Annotated in this window: 14 protein-coding genes, 1 tRNA gene and 1 other RNA gene; 5 read left to right on the plus strand and 11 right to left on the minus strand. The window is 72.5% G+C overall.

The window, feature by feature from the left end:
- Positions 1-131: 131 nt before the first annotated feature.
- Both BOSE127_RS07175 and ffs read right to left on the minus strand, forming a co-directional pair.
- A complete protein-coding gene (locus tag BOSE127_RS07175) occupies positions 132-7,715 on the minus strand; it encodes a choice-of-anchor G family protein (RefSeq protein WP_159556717.1) in 7,584 nt (2,527 codons plus the stop codon).
- A gap of 313 nt (positions 7,716-8,028) precedes the next feature.
- Positions 8,029-8,125, minus strand: an RNA gene (gene ffs / locus BOSE127_RS07180) — signal recognition particle sRNA small type.
- 37 nt (positions 8,126-8,162) lie between these two features.
- Between ffs and BOSE127_RS07185 the strand changes: the two genes are divergently transcribed.
- Positions 8,163-8,837, plus strand: coding sequence for an SDR family oxidoreductase (locus tag BOSE127_RS07185; RefSeq protein WP_159556719.1), 675 nt, complete (start codon positions 8,163-8,165; stop codon positions 8,835-8,837).
- 556 nt (positions 8,838-9,393) lie between these two features.
- Here the strand turns inward: BOSE127_RS07185 and BOSE127_RS07190 are convergent.
- The gene (locus tag BOSE127_RS07190; RefSeq protein ID WP_159556721.1) at positions 9,394-10,590 is read right to left on the minus strand and encodes an acetate/propionate family kinase; all 1,197 of its coding nucleotides are present in this window, start codon (positions 10,588-10,590) and stop codon (positions 9,394-9,396) included.
- 49 nt (positions 10,591-10,639) lie between these two features.
- Positions 10,640-12,748 (minus strand): phosphate acetyltransferase, encoded by a 2,109-nt coding sequence (gene pta, locus BOSE127_RS07195; protein WP_159556723.1) that lies wholly within the window; start codon positions 12,746-12,748, stop codon positions 10,640-10,642.
- Positions 12,749-12,869: 121 nt separating this feature from the next.
- Between pta and BOSE127_RS07200 the strand changes: the two genes are divergently transcribed.
- Positions 12,870-12,954, plus strand: a tRNA-Ser gene (locus tag BOSE127_RS07200).
- 299 nt (positions 12,955-13,253) lie between these two features.
- Positions 13,254-13,898: a hypothetical protein gene (locus BOSE127_RS07205; protein WP_017888675.1), complete on the plus strand. Its 645-nt coding sequence runs from the start codon at positions 13,254-13,256 to the stop codon at positions 13,896-13,898.
- A 19-nt stretch (positions 13,899-13,917) separates the two neighbouring features.
- On the opposite strand, the gene BOSE127_RS07210 is transcribed toward BOSE127_RS07205, so the two are convergent.
- Together BOSE127_RS07210 and BOSE127_RS07215 are read right to left on the minus strand one after the other, a co-directional pair.
- The gene (locus BOSE127_RS07210; protein WP_159556725.1) at positions 13,918-15,903 is read right to left on the minus strand and encodes a helicase HerA-like domain-containing protein; all 1,986 of its coding nucleotides are present in this window, start codon (positions 15,901-15,903) and stop codon (positions 13,918-13,920) included.
- 39 nt (positions 15,904-15,942) lie between these two features.
- The gene (locus BOSE127_RS07215) at positions 15,943-17,199 is read right to left on the minus strand and encodes a multidrug effflux MFS transporter (protein WP_017888673.1); all 1,257 of its coding nucleotides are present in this window, start codon (positions 17,197-17,199) and stop codon (positions 15,943-15,945) included.
- A gap of 227 nt (positions 17,200-17,426) precedes the next feature.
- Here BOSE127_RS07215 and BOSE127_RS07220 point away from each other — a divergent pair, with 227 nt between their 5' ends.
- Complete coding sequence (locus tag BOSE127_RS07220) at positions 17,427-18,008, plus strand: TetR/AcrR family transcriptional regulator (RefSeq protein WP_152427349.1); 582 nt, start codon at positions 17,427-17,429, stop codon at positions 18,006-18,008.
- An 11-nt stretch (positions 18,009-18,019) separates the two neighbouring features.
- Here the strand turns inward: BOSE127_RS07220 and BOSE127_RS07225 are convergent, their stop codons facing one another.
- The 5 genes from BOSE127_RS07225 to BOSE127_RS07245 all read right to left on the minus strand — a co-directional run bounded on the left by BOSE127_RS07225 (position 18,020) and on the right by BOSE127_RS07245 (position 24,736).
- Positions 18,020-18,592, minus strand: coding sequence for a substrate-binding domain-containing protein (locus BOSE127_RS07225; RefSeq protein ID WP_017888671.1), 573 nt, complete (start codon positions 18,590-18,592; stop codon positions 18,020-18,022).
- Between the two features lie 30 nt (positions 18,593-18,622).
- Positions 18,623-20,053: an MFS transporter gene (locus BOSE127_RS07230; protein ID WP_159556727.1), complete on the minus strand. Its 1,431-nt coding sequence runs from the start codon at positions 20,051-20,053 to the stop codon at positions 18,623-18,625.
- Positions 20,054-20,163: 110 nt separating this feature from the next.
- Entirely contained in the window at positions 20,164-21,309 is a 1,146-nt protein-coding gene (locus BOSE127_RS07235; protein ID WP_017888669.1) for a cystathionine gamma-synthase, read from the minus strand.
- Positions 21,310-21,322: 13 nt separating this feature from the next.
- Positions 21,323-22,687 (minus strand): cystathionine beta-synthase, encoded by a 1,365-nt coding sequence (locus BOSE127_RS07240; protein ID WP_159556729.1) that lies wholly within the window; start codon positions 22,685-22,687, stop codon positions 21,323-21,325.
- A gap of 174 nt (positions 22,688-22,861) precedes the next feature.
- Positions 22,862-24,736 (minus strand): ABC transporter ATP-binding protein, encoded by a 1,875-nt coding sequence (locus tag BOSE127_RS07245; protein ID WP_056070697.1) that lies wholly within the window; start codon positions 24,734-24,736, stop codon positions 22,862-22,864.
- 126 nt (positions 24,737-24,862) lie between these two features.
- Between BOSE127_RS07245 and BOSE127_RS07250 the strand changes: the two genes are divergently transcribed.
- Positions 24,863-26,287 carry an amino acid permease gene (locus BOSE127_RS07250; RefSeq protein ID WP_056070694.1) on the plus strand — a complete coding sequence of 475 codons (1,425 nt, stop codon included), beginning with the start codon at positions 24,863-24,865 and terminating at the stop codon, positions 26,285-26,287.
- Positions 26,288-26,344 lie beyond the last annotated feature (57 nt).

Raw genomic sequence — 26,344 nt, forward strand, 5'->3', positions numbered from 1 at the left:
GTGCCCGTCCACAGGTCGTCCCGCCGGGCCGGACCACCCGTCGGCGGCGGGCCGAGCGCCGGGACGACACCGCGCCTCCCGTCCGTCTGGCCGACGGGCGGGAGGCGCGGTGTGTGACGCGGGTGGCGGACTCAGCCGCGGGTGCGGCGACGGAGGCTGCCGGCGAGGCGGGAGAGCCCCAGCAGCAGGAACCCGAGGGCCACCAGGCCCGCCGCGGTGCCGGCGATCGGGACGACGTCCGCGCCGGTCCAGGCGAGGCCACCGGTGCCGTTGCCGGAGCCACCGATCCCGGTGCCGGAGCCGTTCCCGGTACCGGTGCCCGTGCCGCCGCCGCCGCCGGTCCCCGGTGTACCGGGCAGACCGGGTGCCCCCGGCGTTCCAGGGGTGCCGGGCGTTCCGGGGGTCCCGGGCGTGCCCGGTTCCTCCGGGTCGACCGAGTCGTCCATGACCACGACGCGGACCATCTGCGCCTGCGAGGTGGAGCCACCGACCGTCTGGGTGACCCGCAGCATGTGGACGCCGACCGGCAGCGTCACCATGACCTCCCACTCGCCACCCCGGTCGGCCGTGGTGGCGACCGCGTCCCGGCCCATCGGCTGCACCGTGACGGTCGCAGCGGGCTCAGCGGTCCCCGTGACCACGAGGTCGTGGAAGCCGTCCTCGTCCGCCATCTGCTGCTCGCCCGGCATGGGCGAGGTGACCGCGAGCGGGTCCAGGGTGTCGACCACGATCGGCACCCGGGGCGCCGCCGAGTCCGTGCCGTTCACGGACTGCGTGGCACCGATCGTCCACTCACCCTCGGGGACGCGTTCGAACACGACGCTCCACGCGCCCTCGTCGTCGGCCGTGGTGGTGCGGACCTGCCCGGTGGACAGGGTCACCGTCACCGCGGCGCCGGGGGTGGCCTGACCGGTCACCGTGAACGACCCGGTGTCACCGAAGCCGTCCGCCGGGATCAGCTGCCCGGGGTCGGGACTCGTGATGACGATGCCCGTCGCCTGTGCGGCCACGACCGTGACGTCGACCGCGACCGGGTCGGAGGTCCGACCGCCGACCGTCTGCGTCACCGACACGGTGTGGTCCCCGAGGGGGACGCCACCGATCGTGACCGTCCACGAACCGTCGTCGCCGGCGGTCGTCGAGGCGGTCCGGCCGTCGATGTCGACCGTGACGGTCGCCCCCGGCTCGGCGGTGCCGCTCACCGGGACCGACGTCGACGACCCAGTGGTCGGGAACGCCTGGCCGTCGGCCGGGCTCGAGATGACGACCGGCGTCACGGCCGTCACGGTGAAGCCGACCTGCGGAGCGTCGGTGGTGACGCCGTCGACCGTCTGGCTGGCTGTGACCGTGTGGGACCCCTCGGCGACGTCCGGCACCGTCACGGACCACGCACCGTCGTCGTCCGCGGTCGTGGTGACCGCGGCGCCGTCGTCGATGCGGACCGAGACGGCGGCGTTCGGTGCCGAGGTTCCCGTCACGCGGACATCGGTCGAACCGCCGAGCACGCGGTAGTCGGCGCCGTCGGCCGGGGCCGTCACGACGATCGCGTCCGCGGCGGCGACCACGACCGTCACGTCGCGCTCGATCGGGTCGGACGTCGTGCCGTTGACAACCTGGGTGACGACGAGCGTGTGGTCCCCCGCCGGTACGTCGACGAGCGTGGTCTCCCACCGCCCGTCGGTGCCGACGCGCACCACGACCGGGTCGGCGTCGTCGAGGACGACGCGGACCGTCGCGCCGGGCTGGCCTGCGCCGCCGACCGGGACGGTCGCGGTGGGGTCGGTGCTCGGCACGGTGAACGTGGTTTCGTCCGCCGGGGCGGTGACCGTCAACGCGGCGCCGGGTGCCACGGTGAAGGTGCTGCGGACCGGCGCGGACGTCGAGCCGTCCACCGTCTGGGTCGCACGGATCGTGTGCGCACCGACGGCGGTGTCCGGCAGCCCGACACTCCACGTTCCGGCGTCGGTCGCCGTCACGGTCACGGCGTCGCCGCCGTCGATCGTGACACGGACCTCGGCACCGGCCTCCGCCGCACCCGCGGCGGTGAGGGTCGCGAGCGAGTCGCGCTGGGCGACCCGGATCGTGGTCCCGTCCGCCGGGGTGGCGATCGTGATCGGGTCGGCGACGAGGACGCGGACGTCCACGGTCACCGGCGCGGACTCGGTGTCGTCGATGCGCTGCGTGACGCTGACGGTCGTGGTGCCGGCCGGCACGCCGGGGACCGAGACGCTCCAGGCGCCGTCGTCGTCCGCGGTGGTCGACTCGCTGCGACCGTCGCCCAGGTCGACCACGACGGTCGCACCCGGCTCGGCGGTTCCCGCCACGTCGACCGTCGTCGTGCCGTCCCCGTCGGCGACCGTGTACTCCTGGTCGGCCGTCGGCTCGGTGATGACGACGGGTGCGCACGCCTCGATCTCGAAGGTCGTCTCGGCCGGGGTGGTCGAGGTCGAGCCGTCCACGGTCTGCGTCACCTCGACGGTGTGCTCGCCGACGCCCAGGTCCGGCACGTCGACGCTCCACGAGCCGTCGTCACCGGCCGTGACCTCGACGGGGTCGCGGTCGTCGACGGTGATCGTCACGGTGGCGCCCGGCTGTGCGTCACCGGCGACCGTCACGGTCGTCGTCGCGTCGCCGTCGGCCACCGTGATCGGGTCGTCGCCGGGCTCACGGATGACCAGGTCGGCAGCGGCGACCACGGACACCGGTCGGTCGACCGCCGCACTCGTGGTGCCGTTCACGGTCTGCGTGACCGAGGCCGTGAACGAGCCGGTCGGCACGTCCTCGACCGTGGTCGACCAGCGGCCGTCCTCGTCCACGGTCGCCGTGGCGGTCCCACCGTCGCCGAGGTCGACCGTGACGGTGGCACCCGGCTCACCGGTGCCCGCGAAGTCGACCCCGGTGGTGGCGTCGTCGTCCGCCACCGTGACGGTGGTGGCACCCCGCGGGGTGGACACGACGAGCGGGGCTCCGGCGCGGACCGACACGGCGGCGGTCACCGGCGTCGACGTCTGCCCGCCGACGATCTGCGTCGCGGTGACGCGGTGGTCGCCGACCGGGACGTCCCGGAAGGTGGTCTCCCACCGGCCGTCCTCGTCCGCGGTCACCGTCTCGGTCTCGCCGGTCGAGAGCCGGACCGTCACCTCGGCGTCGGGCTGCGCCCGACCGGTCACCTCGACGTCGGCGGTGCCGGACGTGTCGGCGACCGTCAGGACGTCGCCGTCCTCCGGGGTCACTATGGCGAGCGCCGTTCCGGCCCGCACCGTGACCGTCTGGTCCGGACTGGAGGCGGTGGTGCCGCCGACCGTCTGGCTGGCGGTCAGCGTCGGGGTGCCGACACCGACCCCACCGAACGTGACCGTCCAGTCGCCGTCGGTGTCCGCGGTGGTGGTCGCCTCGGCGTCGCCGAGTCGCACCGTGACGGGCGCGCCCGGCTCGGCCGAGCCGGTGACCACGACGTCGCGCGTCGCGTCCGCATCCGGCACGAACAGGACGACGTCCGTGGCCGGTGCGGTGATGGCGACCGCTGCGGCGGCCTCGATGGTCACCGTGCGCTCGACCGGGTCGGAGGTGCGCGGGTCGGAGACACTGCCGGCCAGGGTCTGGGTGACCGCGACCTGGTGCACGTCGACCCCGAGGTCGGGGAACGTGACCGACCACGTGCCGTCGGCGCCGACCGTCGTCCGCTGGTCCTCGGCCCCGGCGAGGGTCGCCGTGACCGCGGCACCGGGCTGGCCGGTACCGGTGACCGTGACGTCGCGCTCGACGTCGGGGCCGGCGACCATGATCGGGTCGGTGTCCGGGCCGGTGATCGTGAGCGCGTTGGCCGTGACGACCTCGAAGGTGATCGGGACGGCGCTCGTCACGACGTCCTCGACCTCCTGGCTGGCCGACACCGTGTACAGGCCCTTCGGGGCGAGACCGGTCGCGTCGACCGCCCACTGCCCGTCGTCGTCCGCCGTAGTGGTGAACCGGGTGCCGGGTCCGACCGAGACGGTGACCGCGGCGCCGGGCTCGGCCGTGCCGGTGATCCGGACGGTCGCGGTGGCGTCGGTGTCGATCACGACGAATCGTGCGCCGCTCGCCGGGGTGTCGATGACGATGGCGTTGCCGGGGACCACGGTGAAGTCACGCGTGACCACCGGGCCCTCGGTGCCGTTCACGGTCTGCATGGCCTCGACGGTGTGCTCGCCGATGCCGAGCTGCGTGGTCGGGAGCTCCCAGTTCCCGGCCGTGTCCGTGACGACCTCGACGGGGTCGCCCTCGTCGATCGTGACGGTGACGGTCGCGCCGGGCTCCGCGGTGCCGCGGACGACCACGTTGGCCTGCCCGCCGGTGCCGGCGGGGACCTGCTGGGCGTCACCCGGTGCCACGATGACGAGTTCGTCGCCGGCCTCGACCGCGAAGTCACGGCCGACCGGTTCCGAGGTCGCGCCGTCGACGGTCTGGGTGACCGTCGCGGTGTGGTCGCCGGTGCCGACGTCGGCGAGGACCACCGACCAGGCACCCTGCGGGTTCGCGGTGGTGGACACCGCATCGCCGTCGTCGAGGACGACCTCGATGCGGGCGCCGGGCTGCGCGGTGCCCCGCACGGTGACGTCGACGACGGAGTCGTCGGTGGCGACCGTGACGGTGGCATCCTGCGTCGGGGCGGTGACGGCGAGCGGGGCGCCCGCCTGCACCGTGACGACCTGGCGGACGGCCGGCGAGGTGGTCCCGCCGACGGTCTGCGTCGCCGAGATCGTGTACCGACCGACCGGGACGTCGGCAACGGTGAGCGTCCAGGTGCCGTCGTCAACGGCCGTCGTGGTCGTGGTCAGCCCGTCGCCGAGCGAGACCCGCACCCGGGCGCCGGCCTCGGCCGTGCCGGCCAGGTCGAGATCAGTGGTCGTGTCGGCGTCGAGCACGGTGACCACGTCGCCGTCCTCGGGCGCTGTGATCGCCAGCGGGTCCCCGGCCTCGACGGTGAAGGTGGACTCCACCGGACCCGAGGTGGTGCCGTCGACGGTCTGCAGTGCGGTGACGGTCCGCTCGCCGACCGGGACGTCCGCGAAGGTCGTCGTCCAGGCACCGTCCTCGTCGGCGGTGACCGCGGCGGTGAAGGACCCGCCGATCCCGACGGTGACCCGCGCGTCGGGCGCGGCCGAGCCGGACACCCGCACCGGGGTGGTCGAGGTCGCGTCCGCGACGGTGATGGTGCTGCCGTCGGTCGGTTCGTCGATGGTGAGCGCGGGCGCTGCCGTGACGGTGAAGTCGCGGGTGACAGCAGCGCTCGTCGTGCCGCCGAGGGTCTGCGTGACCTCGGCCGAGTACTCCCCGGCCGGGACGTCCGTCACGCTGGTCGACCAGGTGCCGTCGGCGTTCGCGCGGGTGGTGGCGGTCAGGCCGTCACCGAGGTCGACGTCCACGCGGGCTCCGGCCTGTGCGCTGCCGGAGAACGGGACGGACCGGGTGTCACCGGCGAGCGGGAAGTCCTGGTCCGGCGTGGGGGTGTCGACGGTCAGGCCGGCCGCGGCAGCGACCCGGAAGGACCGCGTCACGGGTGCCGAGGTCGTGTCGCCGACGGTCTGCGTCACGCTCGCCGTCTGGTCGCCGATGGGGACCTCGGGGACGGTGACGCTCCAGGCGCCGGCGTCGTCCGCGGTCCCGGTCGCGGTCACGCCGCCGCCCAGGTCGATGCTGATGGTCGCGTTCGGCGTCGCGGTGCCCGTCAGGGTGACCGGGGCGCTCTCCCCCGTGGTGGTGAAGGTCTGACCGGTCGTCGGGGTGGTGATCGTGAGGGCGCGCTGTGCGACGACGGAGAAGTCCTGCGTCGCGGTGCCCGCCGTGATGCCGCCGACCGTCTGGGTCGCGGTCGCGGTGAAGGAACCGGTGGGGACGGCGGTGATGGTGGTCGTCCAGGTCCCGTCGGCAGCGACGGTCGCCGTGCCGGTCCGGTCCCCGCCGAGGCTGACGGCCACGGTCGCACCGGGCTCGCCGGCACCGCTCACGTCGACGCTGCGGGTCGAGGTCGCCGACGGCACGGGGAACTGCTGTCCGGCCGTGGGTGCCGTGATGGTCGGAGCCGCGAACGCCGTGGCGCGCACGGTCGAGGTGGCGAGGTCCACGGTGGCGACGTTCACCCCGGGGAGCACGGAGAGCCGCAGGGCGTGCACGCTCCGCGATCCGGTGTCGTACCCGCGGGGGTCGCGGAAGCCGGTGGTGTCCTGCGCGTTCACGGTGAGGTCGACGACCTGACGGAGCAGCAGCACCACGGGGCGCAGCAGGGTGGAGACGGCCGAGGTCGTCGCCGTGAGCGTCGTGCCGAGGTTCGTCAGGGCGGCGCCCGTGACGAGCGGACGCACGATGGTCTGCACCGCCGGGACCACGATCGTGTTCACCGCCGGGGTGAGCAGCGTGCCGAGGGCGTTCAGCCCGAGCGGCCCACCGGTCGCGGTCACGGTGGCGGTGGCTGGCGCCGTGCCGGCCAGGGCGCCGAGCGTGGTGTCCGCGCGCAGCGCGAGTCCGGCGAGCGGGAGGCCAGCAGCGGTGATGTTCGCGGTGATGTTCACCCGGACCGCCGTCGAGTTGATCGTGTTCACGACCGCGGTCTGCAGCGCCGTCGGCAGCTGGGTACCGAGGATCGTCGTGATGCTCCGGTTGATCGAGTCCACTGCGGCCTCGGTCAGCACCGACGTGTTCGCCGGCTGGCCGTTCAACGTGGTCAGCTGGTCGAGGTCGACGGTGATCGCGCCCGTCGCCGGCGTGATCGTCACGGCACCGTCGGTCAGGGGTTCCTGCAGGACCCGGGTCAGGGTGTCGTCGAGGTTGAGATCGACCGTCGCGGTGACGTTCGTGCCGTTGACGTTCACCAGGCCGAGGGCCGTGCCACGGAGCAGCCGCTGGATGTCGGCGGTCAGGGCGGTGGTGGTGCCGGAGAGTGCGCCGTTCGCGCCGACGGCCGAGTTCACCGAGGACGACAGTGTCCGCAGGTCGGCCCGCAGCGCGGTGCTGAGCCCGGCGACCGCCGGGCTCGTCAGGTCGAGGTCCGCGCCGGCGATCCGGTAGTCCGTCGTCGTCTCGACGGTGGTGCCGCGCGTCGCCTGGATCCGGGACGCCAGGGCGCCGACCCGCAGCTGCGCGTTCGACAGCACCGTGGTGTCGGCACCGACGCGCGAGAACAGCGGGTTGAGGTCGAGCGTCGCGGCGCCGGCGCCGGTGCCGGCCCCGGTGCCGACGCCGATGCCGCCGTCGTTCGTGAGCAGGCCGGACGACGCGGTCGCACCCGTCGCCGAGGTCGTGGCGTACTGGCCGTCGACGCCGAGGGTCAGGATGCCGTTCTGACCGAGCAGGTCGATGTCGTTGCCGAGGTCGACCCCGACGGCCTCGAGCGCCGTCAGGTTGAGCGGCTGGTTCGTGGTGCCGCCGCCCGAGGTGGCGCCCCGAGCCGAGTACGCGCCGCCGAGTTCGGCGACCGCATCGGCGTCGACGATGCCGGAGCCGCTGAGCAGCAGCCCCTCAGCCTCGACGACGTCGGTCTGGGCGGCCGCAGCGGGTTGGATCGCCACGGTGGCGGCGATGAGCGCCGTCACCGTGGCGACGACGCCGCCGCGCAGGAGGAGCCGCCGGTGGTCCGTCGCTCGTCCTCGAGCTGGGCCGCCGGCGCGGGTGATCCGTCGTGTCCGTTCGTCCGCTGCGGTGGGTACAGGGGTACCGGGCAGCGACGCGTGCCTGCGCATGCGTGTCTCTTTTCCTGGCGGGCACGCCCGCCACCTGATCCTCGGAATCCACCGCTGGTGAGGCGGTGGTGGCTCCTCCGCTGGTGAGGCGGTGGAGGGTCGGAATCCTGGTTGGGGATTCCTGAGCGGAATCTTTACACACGATCAGGTTGGTGTCCGCACGTGACGCCGAAAAAGTGGGCTGGCCCTCCCGAACGGGGGGGGTGTCGGCCCGGGCCGGGCCGGGCCGGAGCGGAGCTCAGGCCGGCAACGAAGAAGACTCCTCACGCACCCGCACACGAGATCAGCGCAGCCCTGGTTACCCTCCGGGAACGAAGAAGACTCCTCACGCACCCGCCAGAGCCTGGTTACCCTTGCTGCGTTTCCGCCCTGGGGGAGTTGGCCTGGATGGCGTCACGTGAGGAGCCGCGGAGAAGTCTACCGGACGCGACGGGCAGACTCGAACACATGAAGATCGCCATCGCCGGAGGACACGGCCAGATCGCCCTGCTCCTCGCCCGCCAGATCACCGACGCCGGCCACGACGCCGTCGCCATCGTCCGCAACCCCGCGCACGTGGCCGATGTCGAGCAACAGGGGGCCCGTGCGATCGTCGCGGACCTGGAGCAGCTCGGCGACGACGACCTGGCGCTGCGCCTGCGTGGGGTGGACGCCGTGGTCTTCGCCGCCGGTGCCGGACCGAACAGCGGCGCCGAACGGAAGCTCACGGTCGACCGCGACGGCGCGATCCTGCTCGCCGACGCCGCCGAGCGCGCCGGCATCGAGCGCTACGTGATGATCTCGGCGATGGCGGCCGACACCTACGACCCCCAGCTCGCGGTCGTGCCCGCCCAGGACGACGCCGCGGTGTTCCAGGTCTACCTGCGGGCGAAGGCCGAGGCCGACGCGAACCTGCGGGCTCGACGCCTCCGCTGGACGATCGTGCGTCCCGGCGGGCTGCTGGACACTCCCCCGCAGGGAACCGTCGACGTCGGCCGGACGGTGCCACGGGGCTCGATCCCCCGTGCGGACGTCGCGACCGTCGTCCTGCACGCGCTGCTCGACGATGCCGCGGTCGGCGTGCAGTTCGAGGTCACCAGCGGCGACACCCCGATCCCGGCGGCGCTGAACGCCCTCACCTGACCCGTCGGTGCAGCCGGCACCGTGCGCGCTTCGTCACCCCGTGCGAGCTCCTCGCCGAAGGTGCCGGGCCGCGCACCGTGCGCGCCTGCTCACCCCGTGCGGACTTGCGCGCCCCGTGCCGCGCCGCAAACGCACACCCAGCAGGCAACCCCGCACCCACCCACGAACACCGCACCGTGCCGCCGCGACGCAACCCACCGACGGACAGGAGGCACGCAGCCAACCCACCCCGCGCCTCCCGTCCGCACCGTGCGCACCTACTCAACCCGTGCGGACTTCCGCGCCCCGTGCCGCGCTACAAGCGCGCACCCAGCAGCCAACACCGCACCCACCCACGAACACCGCACCGTGCCGCCGCGACGCAACCCACCGACGGACGGGAGGCACGCAGCCAACCCACCCCGCGCCTCCCGTCCGCACCGTGCGCACCTACTCAACCCGTGCGGACTTGCGCGCCCCGTGCCGCGCTACAAGCGCGCACCCAGCAGCCAACACCGCACCAGCCCACGAACACCGCACCGTGCCGCCGCGACGTGCGACGCCGCGACGCCACGCCTCAGAGCGCGACCGCAGCCGACTGCCGAGCGATCTCGAGTTCCTCGTTCGTCGGGATCACGAGCACCGCGACCCGCGAGCCGTCCGTCGAGATGCGGCGGGCGTCCCGCGACGCCAGCTCGTTCCGGTCCGGGTCGACCTCGATGCCCAGGTGCTCGAGCCCCGCGAGCACGCGGCGCCGCAGCAGCGCGTTGTTCTCGCCGACCCCCGCGGTGAACACGACCGCGTCGAGCCCGCCGAGCTGTGCCGTGTAGGCGCCCACGTAGCGACGGATGCGGTGGCGGTACACGGCGAGCGCCGCCTCCGCCTGCTCGTGGCCCTTGGTGGCGGCGTCCTGCACGTCGCGCATGTCGCCGCTGCCCGTCAGGCCGAGCAGGCCGGACCGCTTGTTGAGCATGGTGTCGAGCTCGTCGAAGGTCATCCCGGCCTCGCGGTGCAGGTGGATCAGGACCGCGGGGTCCAGGTCGCCGGAGCGGGTGCCCATGACGAGCCCCTCGAGCGGGGTGAGCCCCATCGAGGTCTCGATGGACTTCCCGCCGTCGATCGCTGCGACCGAGGCGCCGTTGCCCAGGTGCAGCACGATCGTCTTGAGCTCGGCGAGCGGCCGGTCGAGGAACTCCGCGGCCTGCTCGGAGACGTACTTGTGGCTGGTGCCGTGCATGCCGTAGCGGCGGATCCCGTACTCGGCGGCCAGGTCGGCGGGGATCGCGTACGTGTAGGCGTGCGGCGGCATCGTCTGGTGGAACGCGGTGTCGAACACGGCGACGTGCGGGACGTCCGAGAACACCTGCTTCGCGGCCCGGATCCCCTCGAGGTTGGCGGGGTTGTGCAGCGGCGCGAGGCTGTTGAGGTCCTCGATCTGCTGCTCGACCTGGTCGGTGACGACCGTCGCGCGGTCGAAGGTGGTGCCGCCGTGGACGACGCGGTGGCCGACGACTGCGGGCGGGTGCTCGTCGAACGACGGGCCGACCTTCGCGAACGCGTCGATCATCGCCTGGAACCCGGCCGCGTGGTCGGGCACCGACGCGGCGTCGTTCGACGACGACTCCCCCGTCAGCGCGTTGGTGTGCTTCCAGGCCCCGGCGGATTCGCCGATGCGCTCGACGAGGCCGGAGGCGAGCGTGCGCTCGTCCTCGAGCTCGATGAGCTGGTACTTGAACGAACTCGAGCCGGAGTTGACGACGAGGGCTGCGGTCACGGGGTGGTCACTTTCTGTCGGGCCTGGAGGCGCGGTGCGGGTCGGGCGGTCAGGCCGCGTCGGTCGCGGTGCCGGCCTGGATCGCGGTGATCGCGACGGTGTTCACGATGTCGCCCACCAGGGCGCCGCGCGACAGGTCGTTGATCGGCTTGCGCAGGCCCTGCAGGACCGGGCCGATCGCCACGGCACCGGCCGAGCGCTGCACGGCCTTGTACGTGTTGTTGCCGGTGTTGAGGTCCGGGAAGATGAACACCGTCGCCCGGCCGGCCACCGGGGAGTCCGGCATCTTGGTCGACGCGACCGTGGGGTCGGCTGCGGCGTCGTACTGGATCGGGCCCTCCACCAGCAGGTCGGGGCGGCGTTCCCGCACGAACGCGGTGCCGGCGCGCACCTTGTCGACGTCGGCGCCGGAGCCGCTGTCGCCGGTGGAGTAGCTGAGCATGGCGACGCGCGGGTCGATGCCGAACTGGGTCGCGGTCTCGGCGGAGGAGATCGCGATGTCGGCGAGTTGCTCGCTCGTCGGGTCCGGGATCACCGCGCAGTCGCCGTAGACCAGCACGCGGTCGGCGAGCGCCATCAGGAACACGCTCGACACGATCGAGGTGTCCGGACGCGTCTTGATGATCTCGAACGACGGCCGGATGGTGTGCGCCGTGGTGTGCTTCGCGCCGGAGACCATGCCGTCGGCGAGCCCGAGCTGCACCATCATCGTGCCGAAGTACGAGACGTCGGTGACGGTGTCGCGGGCGAGCTCGATCGACATCCCCTTGTGGGCTCGGAGCCGGGTGTACTCCTCGGCGAAGCGTTCGCGCAGCTCGGGGTCGAACGGCGAGACGAGCTGCGCGGCCTCGAGGTCGAGGCCGAGCTCGGTCGCCCGGGTGCGGACGGCGGTGGGGTCGCCGAGGATCGTGAGGTCGCAGACCTGGCGCTGCAGCAGGGTGGAGGCGGCGCGGAGGATGCGGTCGTCCTCGCCCTCGGGCAGGACGATGCGCTTGCCGTAGCTGCGGGCCCGGTCGAGCAGACCGTGCTCGAACATCAGCGGGGTGACGACGCCGGAGGGGGCGAGCTGCAGGCGGTCGCGCAGGGCCTCGGCGTCGACGTGCTGCTCGAACAGCGCGAGCGCCAGGTCGGCCTTCCGGGGCGAGTCCGCGGCCAGACGGCCACGGGTCTGGGTGATGCGCAGGGCGGTGTCGTACGTTCCGAGGTCGTTCTGCGCGATCGGCAGCGAGCTCGACAGGCCCTCGAGCAGCCGGGACACCTGCGGGGCGATCTCGAACCCGCCGTTCAGGATGACGCCGGCCAGGCTCGGGAAGGTCTCGGACTGGTTGGCGAGCAGCGTGGCGATGAGGACGTCGCTCCGGTCACCGGGGACCACGACGATGCCGCCCTCGATCAGCCGGGGCAGGACGTTCTCCATGCTCATGCCCGCGACCACGGTGCCGAGTGCCTCGCGGTCGAGCAGGGCGTCGTCACCGCGCACCAGGGTGGCACCGGTGGCCTGCAGCAGAGCGCGGACCGTCGGGGCGACGAGCACGCGGTCCTCGGGGATCGCCCACACCGGGACGTCGGGGTGGTCGTCGTGCACGGCCTGCTCGACGCTCGTCACGATGGCGGCGAGGGCGTCCGGGTCGGCGCGGTTCACCACGACGCCGAACAGCTGCGCGTGTGCCGCCCGCAGCTCGCTGGTCGTGACGTCCGCGACCTGCGCCATGCCCTCGGGGCTGCGGGCCGCACGCTCGGCGGCGTCGCGGCCACCCAGCACGAGGAGCACCGGGGCGCCGAGGTTCGCGGCGACCTTCGCGTTGAAGGACAGCTCGGTTGGGCTGCCGACGTCGGTGTAGTCGGACCCGAGCACCACGACGGCGTCGCACTGCCGCTCCACCTGGGCGAACCGGGTGACGATGGTGCCGAGCGCCGCCTCGGGGTCGGCGTGCACGTCGTCGTAGGTGACCCCGACGGCGTCGTCGTAGGAGATGCCGACGGCCGTGTGCTGCAGCAGCAGTTCGAGGACGTAGTCGGGCTCGACCACCGAGCGGGCGACGGGCCGGAACACGCCGACGCGGCCGACGGACCGGGCGAGGGTCTCGAGGACACCGAGGGCGACGGTGCTCTTGCCCGTGTGCCCTTCTGCTGACGTGATGTAGATGCGGGTCGACACGACGCCCAGGGTAGTCGCCGGACGTGTCACGACATCTGGGAGCACCGGCGCCGACGACACGCGGTCGTGAGCACCGCGCAGAACCTGTACCATTGGGTGTCGCCGTCGCGAGACGGTGTCAGGAGAATTCGCCTAGTGGCCTATGGCGCACGCTTGGAAAGCGTGTTGGGTGCAAGCCCTCGGGGGTTCGAATCCCCCATTCTCCGCAGCGAACGAACAGCACGAACGAAGGACCCGCACCGGCTCGGTGTGGGTCCTTCGTCGTTCCGCAGGCGCAGTGGTCCCCCACCCGGCGGACCAGCACGTGCCCTGGTGCCCCTGCGTTGGCCGGGAAACGCTGATCAGGGGTGGAACGGGCTGTCCCCGATACCCGTCGGTCGCCTATGCTGGCCGAGCGAACGGCTCCGGGACGAGCCGACCGCGGTGCATCGAGCGGCAGGGGCGTCGCTCGGAAGGCGTGCTGGTCAGCGTGCCCGGAACACCCGAGGGGACGAGGAGACGCGCCATGGGGGAAACCACCGTGCCGGCGGCCGTGCCCGTTCGCCTGTCCGTCTTCGACACGGTCCTCCGCCCGCGCCGCTCGCTCGTCCGCTCCACGGCGCTGAGCATCGCCTTCTCGGCCGTGCCGCTCGCCGTCGCCCTGGTCTGGGTCTCGTTCCCGTTCCGCACCTGGGCTGTCTTCGCCGGCATCGTCGTCGCGATGGCCGCGGCCGTCGGCGTCGTGTTCGTCCGGCTGCACACCGCGTTCATCGGGATCGACGACGACGGCGTGACGATCCGCGGGGTGCTCACCGCGCACCGCCGGATCCCCCGTGACCGCGTGCACAGCCTGGTCCTCGCCACGACGTTCGGCTCGTCGGTGGACCGGACCGTGCGAGAACTCGTCGCGTTCGACCGGATCGGCACTCACCTGTTCCGGCTCCGGGCCGACGTCTGGGGCGACGACGGACTCGACCGGGTGGTCGACGCGCTCGGCGTGCAGGTCGTCGAGGACGCTCGGCCGGTCTCGGTCCGCACCTTCGCGAAGCGGTACCCGACGAGCCGCGCCTGGTACGAGCAGCGTGCGGTGTTCCTGCTCGTGGGCGGCCTCGTCGTGCTGGTCGTCGGCGGGCTGCTCGCCGTCGAGTTCGCCGGCCTCGACGCCCGCTGAACCAGCCGCACGGCATCGGTCAGCGTCGCCGCCGCAGCGTCGAGAAGATCCCCCGGACCACTTCCTTCGCGATGGTCCCGCCGAGCCCTGCGCCGAGCAGATCGGTCAGCGGGTCGTCCGCGGAGCGCCGCGTCCCGGGCCGGGTCGTCCGACCGGAACCACCGGTCCGACCGGAACGCCGCGACTCCGACGCCCGCTCGGCACGCTCGAACTCCCGCTGTTGCCGTTCGAACTCCCGCTGGGCCTCGACCGCCGACGCGTCCGCGGCGGTGTCGGCAGCGGCGGCTTCGGCAGCAGCAGCGGCCTCGGCGGCCGCGGCCTCCATGCGACGCGCGAGCACCTCGCGGGCCGAGTCCGGGTCGACGCGGGTGCCGTAGGTCGCCAGGAGCGGTGAGGCCTGCACCCGGGCGGCCATCTCGTCGGCCGGCATCGGGTCCATCGACCCCTGCGGTGCGCGCAGCCGGGTCCACGCGACCGGGGTCGGAGCACCACGTTCGTTCATCACCGTGACGATCGCCTCACCGGTCGCGAGCGACGTGAGCACCTCCCCCAGGTCGTAGTCGCTCGTCGGGTACGTCGACACCGTCGCCCGGAGCGCCTTCGCGTCGTCCGGCGTGTGCGCGCGGAGCTGGTGCTGGATGCGCGATCCGAGCTGCGCGAGCACGTCGTTCGGCACGTCCTTCGGGGTCTGCGTCACGAAGAAGACCCCGACGCCCTTCGACCGGATGAGCCGAACGGTCCGCACGATCTGCTCGGTGAAGTCCTTCGACGCACCGCTGAACAACAGGTGCGCCTCGTCCAGGAAGAACACGAGCTTCGGCTTCTCCTGGTCGCCGACCTCGGGCAGCTCGTTGAACAGGTCGGCCAGCAACCACATCAGGAACGTCGAGAAGACCTCCGGCCGGTCCTGCACACCGGGCACCTCGAGCAGGCTGACGATCCCCCGCCCGTCCGCCGCCGTCCGCAGGAACACCTGTGTGTCGATCTCGGGCTCGCCGAAGAACTGGTCGGCACCCTGGTCGGCGAAGGTGACGAGCTCGCGCAGGATCACCCCGGCGGTCTGCTTCGACAGGCCCCCGAGCTCGGCGAGTTCCCCCTTGCCCTGGTTGCTCACCAGGAACGTCAGCACGCTCCGCAGGTCGTCGAGGTCCACCAGCGCGAGGCCCTGCTGCGCGGCGTAGTGGAACACCAGGCCGAGCGAGGACTCCTGCGTGTCGTTCAGCCCGAGCACCTTCGACAGCAGCAGCGGTCCGAAGCCCGACACGGTGGCACGGATCGGCACGCCGGTGCCCTGCCCGCCCAGCGAGAACAGTTCGGCCTGGCTCGCGACGCCCTGCCACTGCTGACCGATGCCCGCGGTGCGGTCGAGGAGCTTGTCGTTCGCCTGCCCCGCGACGGCCAGACCCGACAGGTCGCCCTTGACGTCGGCGGCGAACACGGGCACCCCGTTCGCCGCGATCTGCTCGGCGAGCACCTGGAGCGTCCGGGTCTTGCCGGTGCCGGTCGCCCCCGCCACCAGCCCGTGCCGGTTCAGCATCGCGAGCGGGATCCGGACCTGCACGTCGGGCACCGCTGCGCCGTTGACCAGGGCGCCGAGTTCGATCGCGCCGCCGTCGACGGCGTAGCCGTCGCGGATCGCGGCGACCGCGTCCGGTCCGAGCGGGCCGGCTTCGGCACGGACGGGAGGCACGGTGCCGGTCGCCGTCGTCGCCACCGGATCCGGGGCGGTCGCGTCGACCCGCGCGCCAGGGGTGGTGGGAACCGGTGCGACCGGAGCGGTGGGCTCCGCGTCGGGCGCGAGCCGCGCCTCCTGGCCGGTGGGTGGCGGGGACCCGACGACCGCGGGTTCCGCGTCGGCGGTCAGGCTCGCCTGTTCCTCCGCCGTCAGGGCGGCGGCGAGCTCCTCGGCGCGCAGCACCGCTTCGTCGGCGAGCCGACGTGCCTCGTCGGCAGCCTGCCTCGCTGCCTCGGCAGCCGCCCGTGCCCGCTCCGTCGCGTCGCTCATGGGCACAGCCTAGGGAGTCTGACCCGCGGCGGTTCGGGGTCAGTGCGTGAGCGCGGGGACCGTCCTGGGGCGGACCACGAACCAGAGCACGAGGATCGCGACGGCGGCGGTCGACGCCATCACGATCGCCATCGGGCTGGCCGTCGTGATGCCGAGCCAGCCGACCACCGGCGAGATGAGCCCGGCGACGCCGAAGTTCAGGGCGCCGAGTACCGAGGCGGCGGTCCCCGCCTCTTTCCCGTGGGCGGCGAGACCGATGACCTGGACGAGCGGGAACGAGAACCCGCACGCGGCGATGAAGAACCAGAGCGGCACGAGCACGCCGACCAGACCGGCACCGAGCTGGTCGAGGACGATGATCGCGAGCGACGCCAGCAGCAGGGTCGCGGTCGAGCATGCCAGGATCCACTGCGGACCGACACGCTGGGCGAGCCGCGACGAGATCTGCACACCGAGGACGACCCCGACCGAGTTGACCGCGAAGAGCAGTCCGTACTGTTGCGCGTCGAGACCGTAGACCTGCTGGAACAGGAACGGCGACGCGCTGAGGTACGAGAACAGGCCGCTGAACACCATCGCGCCGATGAGCGCGACGCCGACGAAGATCCGGTCGGAGAACAGCGCCTTGTAGCGCTGGCCGATGGTGGAGTGCCCGGCCTCGTGCCGGCGGGCCGGCGGCAGGGTCTCGACGATGAGCAGGACCGAGGCGATCACCACGGCGAGGCCGTAGCAGGCGAGGAAGACGAAGATGCCGCGCCAGCTGGTGAACTGCAGCATCTGCGAACCGATGAGCGGCGCGAGGATCGGCGCGAGGCCGTTCACCATCGCCAGCCGGGACAACATGCGCACGAGCGGCTTGCCGCCGAACAGGTCGCGCACCGTCGCCATCGCCACCACACCACCGGCCGCGGCACCCATGCCCTGCAGCACGCGGAACACCGCGAGCAGCTCGATGTCCGGTGCGGTCGCCGCACCGATCGAGGCGGCGATGTGCACCGTCGTCGCGATGATCAGCGGCAGGCGGCGGCCCACCTTGTCGCTCCACGGGCCGACCAGGAGCTGCCCGATGGCGAAGCCGAGCGTCGTCGCGGTGAGCGTCAGCTGGACCGCGCCGTCGGTGACGCCGAACTGGTCCTTGATCGCCGGGAACGCCGGCAGGTAGAGGTCGATCGTGAACGGGCCGAGCGCCGTCAGGGCGCCCAGGACGAAGACGTAGACGAGCCGCTGCCTGCGGGAGAGCGAGTCTCCCGGGTGCAGGACGACCCGGAGCGAACCGGTGGTGGCGGGCGCGGTCACGAGACAGGAGTCCTTCGACGATGAGGGGGCGGAGGGTGATCGCGGGCCGATCGAATCGATTCGTCCGCGGAACCATCCTACGGTCGCCCGTGTGTGCTCGGCGCCGCCGGTGCCGGCCGCCCGCGTGAAGCGGCTCGTGCTGTCCCGCTGCCGCGCGCGGACCATGCGGTAGCGTCGGACTGCTCGGGGGCCTTCCGGGTGAAGCGGATCAGAAGGGGGTGGGCGTCATGGTGGATGCCCGGATCCTGCACACCACAGCAGCACTGCGCGAGGCGATCCTGCGCCTCGCCGCAGACCGACCGGTCTCGGAGATCACCGTCGCCGACGTCACACGTGCCGCAGGGATCAACCGCGCCACGTTCTACTCGCACGCGGTCTCCCCCGGGTCGTTGCTCGCCGACGTCCTGACACCGGAGCTCGACCGCATCCGGCAGGAGGACGCCGACGACCGCCGGGCCGCCGCCGACCGGGGCGCCGGAGCCGACGAACTCGCGACCATCACCCGGCGCGGCATCAACGCCGTCGTCGAGCACGTGATGACGCACCGTGACATCTACGGCAAGGCCCTCCCCGACCCGAACGACGCCTCGCTGCACCGGCTGCTCGTCGAGCACTTCACGGTGTCGAGCGCCCTGCACATCCGCGAGCTCGACCCCGCCCGTCGGCCCGACCTGCTCGACGACGTCGCCGCGGGGTTCGTGGCGCAGGGGTTCGTCGGGGCGATCGAGGCCTGGCTCGCCGGGCCCCGACGGTCGCGGAAGGCGCTGGTGGAGACGATCACGCTGTCGTTCCCGGCGTGGTGGAGCTGAGCGGACTGCTCCTACTCGGCGTCGGCCGTCTCGCCGTCGGTGGGCTCGCTCTCCGGCTTCTCACCACGCTGCAGGGACTGCACGACCTGGACCGCCGCCGCCGCGGTGGCGGCGTCGTCGCCCTCTGACGGCACGCGGTAGTCGGCGGACACCCCGTCGCCACCGGTGCCGGTCGCGGGCAGCGGTTCCCCCAGGGACACCACCACGACCCCGGCGTCGTGGGCGGTCTGGACCACGCCGGTCAGTGCAGAGGCCCGGGCGGGGTGCACGAGCAGGGCCTTGGCGCCCTTGCGGACGAGCTGGGCGACCGCGGTCCGCTGGGATGCAGCGGCACCCGATGCCGGAGCGACGCGGACGTCGGGCCGGAACCCGGCGTCGGCCAGGTCGGTGCGGAGCCGGTCGGCCAGGGCCGCGTCGTCGTGGACCAGGACGACACCGATCACTGCCTGCTGGTCGAAGCCCCCGTCGGAGCTCGTCAGGTCAGTGCTCTGCACCGGCGTGGGGGCAGCCGACGTCGTCCCCTGGCACCCGGCCAGGGTCAGGGCCGCCGCCAGGGCGACGGTCACGGCGACGATGCGCAGCACGGTGTCTCCTCTTCGGTCCGGTGTGCCACGCTACCCGGCGGCCGGGCCCTGCGACGACGACACGGCTCCGCCCGGGCTCGCCGGGGCCGTCGTCGCCGGTGCCGGCACCGGGCCGAGCCGTCGGACGGCCGCGATCGCGACGCCTGCGAAGCCGATCATCGCCGCGAACACCAGCGGGAACGACACCGTCCCGTCGGCTCCGCCGGTCGCGGTGAAGAGCAGGCCGGTCACCGCGAGGCCGATCACGCTGCCCGCGGCGTCCGCGATCGTCAGGGCCGAGCTCGCGAACCCGTCGTCGCCCTCACCCGAGAAGCGCAGGGTCAGCATCGACGCGCGGGGGTAGATCGCTCCCATGCCCGCGCCGCCGACGAACCAGCCGGCGACCAGCACCCACCACGACAGGTCGAACGTGGCCACCGCGAGCGCTGCGACCAGGCTCACGAGCACGAGTGTGAGTCCGGCCCCGAAGGTCCGACGGGCGGTGAGCCGCTGCTCCCCCAGGCGGCCGTGCGCCCAGCTCGACGCGGCCCAGCTGATCGCCGCCACCGTCAGGGCGAGTCCGGCAGCCGACGGTGACAGCCCGTGTTCGGCCAGCAGCAGGAACGGCACGTACGCCTCGCTCCCGAAGAAGGACGCGGCGACGAGCCCCCGCAGCAGCACGACCGACGGCAACCCGGCCGCGGCCCGGAACGTGCCGGTCGGCAGCAGCGGCCGCAGGGCGAACCAGGTGCCGACCAGCCCGACGACGACGGCTGCGACCATGCCCCACGGGGTCAGGTCGGGCGCGACGTTGAGCAGCAGGATCGACACGGCCGCGGCCACCGACCAGCCGATCCGGACCCGCTGCCACGGTGGGCGGAGCGCCGCCGCCGGAGGGTGCAGCCGGCCGAGCGTCGGCACGAGCAGGACGAACGCGGCGAGCGCGATCACCAGGGCCCCGGCGAACACCCAGTGCCAGTTCCAGGTGTCGGTGACGATGCCGGCCAGGGCCGGGCCGATCAGTGCCGGCACCACCCAGGCGGCGGCGAACCCGGCGAACACCGGTCCGTGCAGCTCCGCGGGGAAGATCCGGGCGACCAGCACGTACAGCACCACGTCGATGGCCCCGGCGCCGAAGCCCTCGATGAGCCGCCCGGCCAGGAACACCTCCATGGTCGGCGCGAGCATCACCACGGCGGTCCCCACCGCGAAGAACACCGCCGACACCCAGGCCACGATCCGGCCGCCCGCGCGGTCGCTCCAGTTGCCGGCGAGCACCATGCCGGGCACCCCGGCGGCGAGCGGGGCGGCGAAGGCGAGCGCGTACAGGGTCTCGCCGTCCAGGTCGCGGCTGATCACCGGCATGATCGTCGTCATCGCCAGGTTCTGGAACGCCGCGACGCCGACGATCGCGACCATGCCGATCGTCGCCAGGGCGTACGGCCCGCTCAACAGGCTGGTCCGCGACGCCGTCGTGCTCACCCGATCATCGTAGGGGCGGCCGCCGACGACGCGTCAGCGTGTCCCGCGGGCGCGCGTCGGCCCGGCAGCAGGTCCCGCGGGCGCGCGTCAGCGCGGCAGCAGGTCCCGCGTCAGCGCGTCAGCGCCTGCTCCAGGTCCGCCACCAGGTCACCGGCGTCCTCGATGCCCACCGACAGCCGCACGACGTTCTCCGGCACGGCCAGTTCGGTGCCCTTCACCGACGCGTGGGTCATCTCGCTCGGGTACCCGATGAGCGACTCCACACCGCCGAGCGACTCGGCCAGGGCGAACAGCTCCGTCGACTCGGCGAACCGCTTTGCGGCCTCGGCGCCACCGGACAGGGCGACCGAGAGCATGCCGCCGAACCCGCGCATCTGACGGGCGGCGACGTCGTGCCCCGGGTGGTCGGGCAGGCCCGGGTAGTAGACGCGCTCGACACCCGGCGCGACGACGAGGGCCTCGGCGACGGCCTGCGCGTTCCGCGAGTGCCGCTCCATCCGCACGGCGAGCGTCTTGATGCCACGGGTGGTCAGGTAGGCGTCGAACGGCGACGAGATCGCACCGGCGCCGAACTGCAGGAACTGCACCTTCGCCGCGAGCTCCTCGTCCGCCAGCACGACGGCGCCGCCGACGACGTCGGAGTGTCCGCCGAGGTACTTCGTGGTCGAGTACACGACGACGTCGGCGCCGAGCGACAGCGGCTGCTGCAGGTACGGCGACGCGAAGGTGTTGTCGACGACCACCAGCGCGCCCGACTCGTGCCCGAGGGTCGCGAGCGCGGCGATGTCGGCGATCTTCATGAGCGGGTTCGTCGGCGTCTCGACCCAGAGCACGGTGGTGGCCGGTGCGCCCTGCAGCGCTGCCCGGACCTGGTCGAGGTCGCTCATGTCGACGACGACGAGCTCGACGCCCCACGGCACGTGCAGCCGGCTCACCAGGCGGTGGGTGCCGCCGTACACGTCGTTGCCCATCACGACGCGGCCACCGGGGACCAGCGCGGCGCGGAGCAGGGCGTCCTCGGCGGCGAGCCCGGACGCGAACGACGACGCCGCGACGCCACCGTCCAGGTCGGCCAGGAGCACCTGCAGCGAGTCACGCGTCGGGTTGCCGGCGCGCGAGTACTCGTAGCCGTTGCGCATGCCACCGACGCCGTCCTGCACGTAGGTCGACGTCAGGTGGATCGGCGGGATGACGGCGCCGGTGGTCTCGTCGGGCTCCTGGCCGGCGTGGACGGCCCGGGTGCTGAACTCGGTCATGCTCGGTGGTTCCTTACTCGGAGAGGTAGGTGAGGAGGTCGTGCCGGGTCAGCACGGTGACGGGTTTGCCGTCCGCGACGACGAGGAGCGCGTCGGCCGACTCGAGCGCACGACGAGCCGCTGACACCGACTCGCCGACGCCGATGAGCGGCAGCGGGTCGCCGACGAAGTCCGACAGGGCGTCCGACATCTTCGCGGTACCGGTGAAGACCTGCTCGAGCAGTGCCTTCTCCTCGACGGCACCGACGACCTCGCCGATGACGACGGGCGGCTCCGCGTTGAGCACGGGCATCTGCGAGACGCCGTACGTGGTCATGATGTCGACGACGTCGCGCACGGTGTCCGTCGGGTGCGCGTGCACCAGGTCGGGCAGGCGGCCGTCCTTGCCGGCGATGAGCGAGCCGACGGTGCGCTCGTCGTCGGTCTCGGCGAACCCGTACGAGCGCATCCACCGGTCGTTGAAGATCTTGCCGAGGTACCCACGTCCGCCGTCCGGCAGCAGCACCACCACGACGTCGTCCTCGGTCAGGTCACGGGCCGCGCAGAGTGCCGCGACGACGGCCATGCCGCTCGACCCGCCGACGAGCAGTCCTTCTTCACGCGCCAGACGGCGGGTCATCGCGAAGGAGTCGGCGTCCGACACGGCGATGATCTCGTCCGGCACGCCGGCGTCGTAGGCGCTCGGCCAGAAGTCCTCGCCGACGCCCTCGACCAGGTACGGACGACCGGTACCGCCGGAGTACACGGAGCCCTCGGGGTCGGCCCCGACGATGCGGACGCCGCCGCCGGACGCCTCCTTCAAGTACCGTCCGGTGCCCGAGATCGTGCCGCCGGTACCGACGCCCGCGACGAAGTGGGTGATCTGCCCCTCGGTGTCGCGCCAGATCTCCGGACCGGTGGTCTCGTAGTGGCTGCGGGGACCGTTCGGGTTGGCGTACTGGTTCGGCTTGTAGGCGCCCGGGATCTCCTGCACGAGCCGGTCCGACACCGAGTAGTAGGACTCGGGGTCCTCGGGCGCGACCGCGGTCGGGGTGACGACGATCTCGGCGCCGTACGCCGTCAGGACGTTGCGCTTGTCCTCGCCGACCTTGTCGGGCAGCACGAACACGCACCGGTAGCCGCGCTGCTGTGCGACCAGGGCCAGGCCGACGCCGGTGTTGCCGGAGGTCGGTTCGACGATGGTGCCGCCGGGACGCAGGTCGCCGGAGGCCTCGGCCGCGTCGATGATCCGGGTGGCGATGCGGTCCTTCGACGACCCACCGGGGTTCAGGTACTCGACCTTCACCAGGATGGTCGCCCGCACCCCCTCGGTCACCCGGTTGAGCTTGACGAGCGGGGTGTCGCCGACCAGGTCGACGACGGAGTTCGCGTAACGCACGGCATGGAGTCTAGGACGCGGTCCCCGCGTCGCGCTGGGATGTGTCGAGCGCGGACAACGCATCCTGATCGCCCCGCCTGTTGCCCCGCCCTGGTCGCGCTGCGCGGCGGACGGGAGGCCCGTGCGGACGCCGCCACGGGCCTCCTGTCCGGCACCCGGTCCGGACCACCGCCGTCAGGGGCGGACGACGTCCGCCGTCGTGTTCTGCTGCCGGTGCAGCTGCGCGTACGTGCCGTCGAGGGCCAGGAGTTCGTCGTGTGTGCCCTGCTCGACGATCCGGCCGTGGTCGAGGACGAAGATGACGTCGGCGTCGCGGATCGTGGAGAGCCGGTGCGCGATCGAGATGGTGGTCCGACCGGCCGCCGCGGTGTCGAGGGCCGTCTGCACGACGTGTTCAGAGATGGAGTCGAGCGCACTGGTGGCCTCGTCGAGGACGAGCACCGGCGGGTCCTTGAGCATGACCCGGGCGATGGCGATGCGCTGCTTCTCGCCACCGGACAGCCGGTAGCCGCGCTCCCCCACGACGGTGTCGTAGCCGTCCGGGAACGACGCGATCGTGTCGTGGATGTTCGCCGCGCGGGCCGCTCGCTCGAGCTCGTCGTCGGTGGCGTCGGGCTTGGCGTACCGCAGGTTCTCGCCGATCGTGGCGTGGAACAGGTACGTCTCCTGGCTGACGATGCCGACGTGCCGCATGAGGTCCTCGTGCACCAGGTCGCGGACGTCCTGGCCGGCGAACCGCACGGACCCCTCGGTGGCCTCGTACAGCCGGGGCACCAGGTAGGACACCGTCGTCTTGCCGGCGCCGGAGGGCCCGACGAAGGCGGCGAACTGCCCGGGGTGGAGCTCGAACGACACCCCGCGCAGGGTCGGCTTGTCGGCTTCACCGTCGGGGTAGGTGAAGACGACGTCCTCGAAGGCGACGTGGCCGACCTTCGACTCGTCCACGGGCTGCGCGGTCGGCGAGTCCGTGATGGCCGGCTCGAGGTCGAAGTACTCGAAGATGCGGGCGAAGAGCGCACCGGAGGTCTGCAGGTCGAGGACCACGCGCAACAGCCCGACCGTCGGGAACAGCAGGCGGGACTGCACCGTCGTGAACGCGACGATCGTGCCGGCCGTGATCGGGACGTCGCCGAGGATCAGGTACGCGGCGACGACGTAGATGATCGCCGGGATGATCGACAGGAAGATCTGCACGATGGCGAAGAACCACTGCCCCGACATCTGCTGCCGAACCTGCAGGGTGATCTGGTTGCGGTTCTCGTCCCCGTAGCGGCGGGTCTCGCTGGCCTGCTGGTTGAAGCTCTTCGCGAGCAGGATGCCGGAGACGCTCAGTGCTTCCTGCGTGATGGCCGTCATGTCGGACAGCGATTCCTGCGTCTGCCCGGCGATCCGCGCTCGCACCTGCCCGACCCGGCGCTGCGCGATGACGAGCAGCGGGAGCAGGACGACCGCGACGAGCGTCATCTGCCAGCTCAGCAGCAGCATCGCGACCACGGCGGCGATCACGGTCACGGTGTTGCCGAGCACCGACGAGATCGTGTTGTTCAGCACGCTCGCCACACCACCGACGTCGTTCTGCAGGCGCGACTGGATGACGCCGGTCTTGGTTCGGGTGAAGAACGCGAGTTCCATCCGCTGCAGGTGCGCGAACAGGCGCATCCGCATCGCACCCATGACCTTGTTGCCGACGGTCGCGGTCAGGTACGTCTGCCACACGCCGACCCCGGCGCTCGCGATCCAGAGCAGGACCATGGCGGACACGAGCTCGACCAGCACCGGGACGTCGGGGCGGCCGGACGGCGGGAACAGCCCGCGGTCGAACGCCTGCTGGGTGAGCAGCGGTGGCACGACCGAGATGGCCGCGCCGACCAGCACGAGGACGATCGTGAGCCCGATCGCCCGGCGGTGCGGCTCGAAGAGCGCGGCGATGCGACGGACCAGGTGCGGGATCTTCGGCGCCTCGGCGTTGGCGGCCTTCTGCGCGCGGAAGTCACCGCTCGAGATGCGTCCGCTCCCGCGCGGACCACCACCCCGCCCGCTGTGTCCCATGCTCATGGAGCCACCGTAGCCCCGCGCTCGGACATCGACCGTCCTCTCCACAGCACCGCAGTATTTGACCCCGTTCAGGGGGCGTGCGAGCATGTGCCGTCCCCGTCCCCGCACCACCGAGGTCCCATGTCGTCCGCGCCGTCACGTCCCACGTCCCTGGGGGCGCAGCTCGCCCGCCGCAAGCCGATCGAGCAGCTGCAGGCCGAAGCCTCCCGCGGGGTGAACGGTGAACCGCTCCGTCGGTCGCTCGGGGTCTGGCAGCTGACGATGATCAGCGTCGGGGCCACGCTCGGCACCGGCATCCTGGTCGTCCTCGGTACCGCGGTCCCGCTCGCCGGTCCCGCGGTCTGGATCTCGTTCGTCGTCGCGGGGATCGCCGCGCTGCTCTCGGCGCTGTCGTACGCCGAGATGGCCGGTGCCGTCCCGACCTCGGGGTCCAGCTACTCGTACACCTACGCCACGATGGGCGAGGGCATCGCCTGGATCTGCGGCTGGTGCCTGGTGCTCGAGTACGCCGTCTCGGTGGCCGCGGTCGCCGTGGGTGCCAGCGAGTACGTCGACGAGACCCTCCGCGTGTTCGGGCTGCACCTGCCCACCGCGCTCGCCGCTCCCCCGGTCGACGGCGGCGTGGTCAACCTGCCCGCCGCGGTCCTGGTCCTGCTCGCCACCGTCGTGCTGCTGCCAGGAGCCCGCGAGAGCGCCTGGGTGAACACGGTCATGGTGGTCGTGAAGATCGCCCTGCTGGTCTTCTTCGTCGTCGTGGCGTTCACGGCGTTCCGGGCGCAGAACTTCGAGCCGCTCGCACCGATGGGCGCCGCCGGGGTCACCGCAGCGGCGTCACGGCTGTTCTTCTCGTACATCGGCTTCGACGCGGCCTCGACCGCAGGTGAAGAGGCGAAGAACCCCCGCCGTGACCTGCCACGGGCGATCATCGGCTCCATCGCGCTCATCACGGCGCTGTACATCCTGGTCGCGATCGCCGCCATCGGGGCCCGCTCGTGGACGGCGTTCTCGTCGTCCGAGGCGTCGCTCGTCCGCATCGTGGTCGACGTCACGGGGCAGCCGCTCGTCGCCCTCGTGTTCTCGATCGGGGCGGTCGTCGCCATCGCCAGTGTCGTGCTCACCGTCCTGTACGGCCAGACCCGCATCCTGCTCACGATGTCCCGCGACGGCCTGGTTCCGAAGGTCTTCGGCCGGGTGTCCCGCCGCACCGGCACCCCGATCGCGAACACGCTGATCATCGGCATCGCCGTGACGATCGTCGCCGCGCTCGTGCCCCTCGGGGAGCTCGCCGACGCCACGAGCATCGGGACCCTGGTCGCCTTCGCCCTGGTGAACGTCTCCGTCATCGTGCTCCGTCGCTCGCAGCCCGACCTGGAGCGCTCGTACCGGGTGCCGCTGTTCCCCGTCGTCCCGATCCTCGGCGCCCTGAGCTGCGTGCTGCTCGCGGTGTTCCTCGGCGCCACCACCTGGATCGCGTTCGGCATCTGGATGGTCGCCGGCGCCCTGCTCTACCTGGCCTACGGCCGCCGCCACAGCACGCTGCGCTGACGCGCCCCGCTGCCCCGCGGCCGCGCCGCGGCCGCGCCCCGCCCCGCCCCGCCCCGC

Source organism: Curtobacterium sp. 8I-2, from assembly GCF_902506155.1.
Lineage (GTDB): Bacteria > Actinomycetota > Actinomycetes > Actinomycetales > Microbacteriaceae > Curtobacterium > Curtobacterium poinsettiae.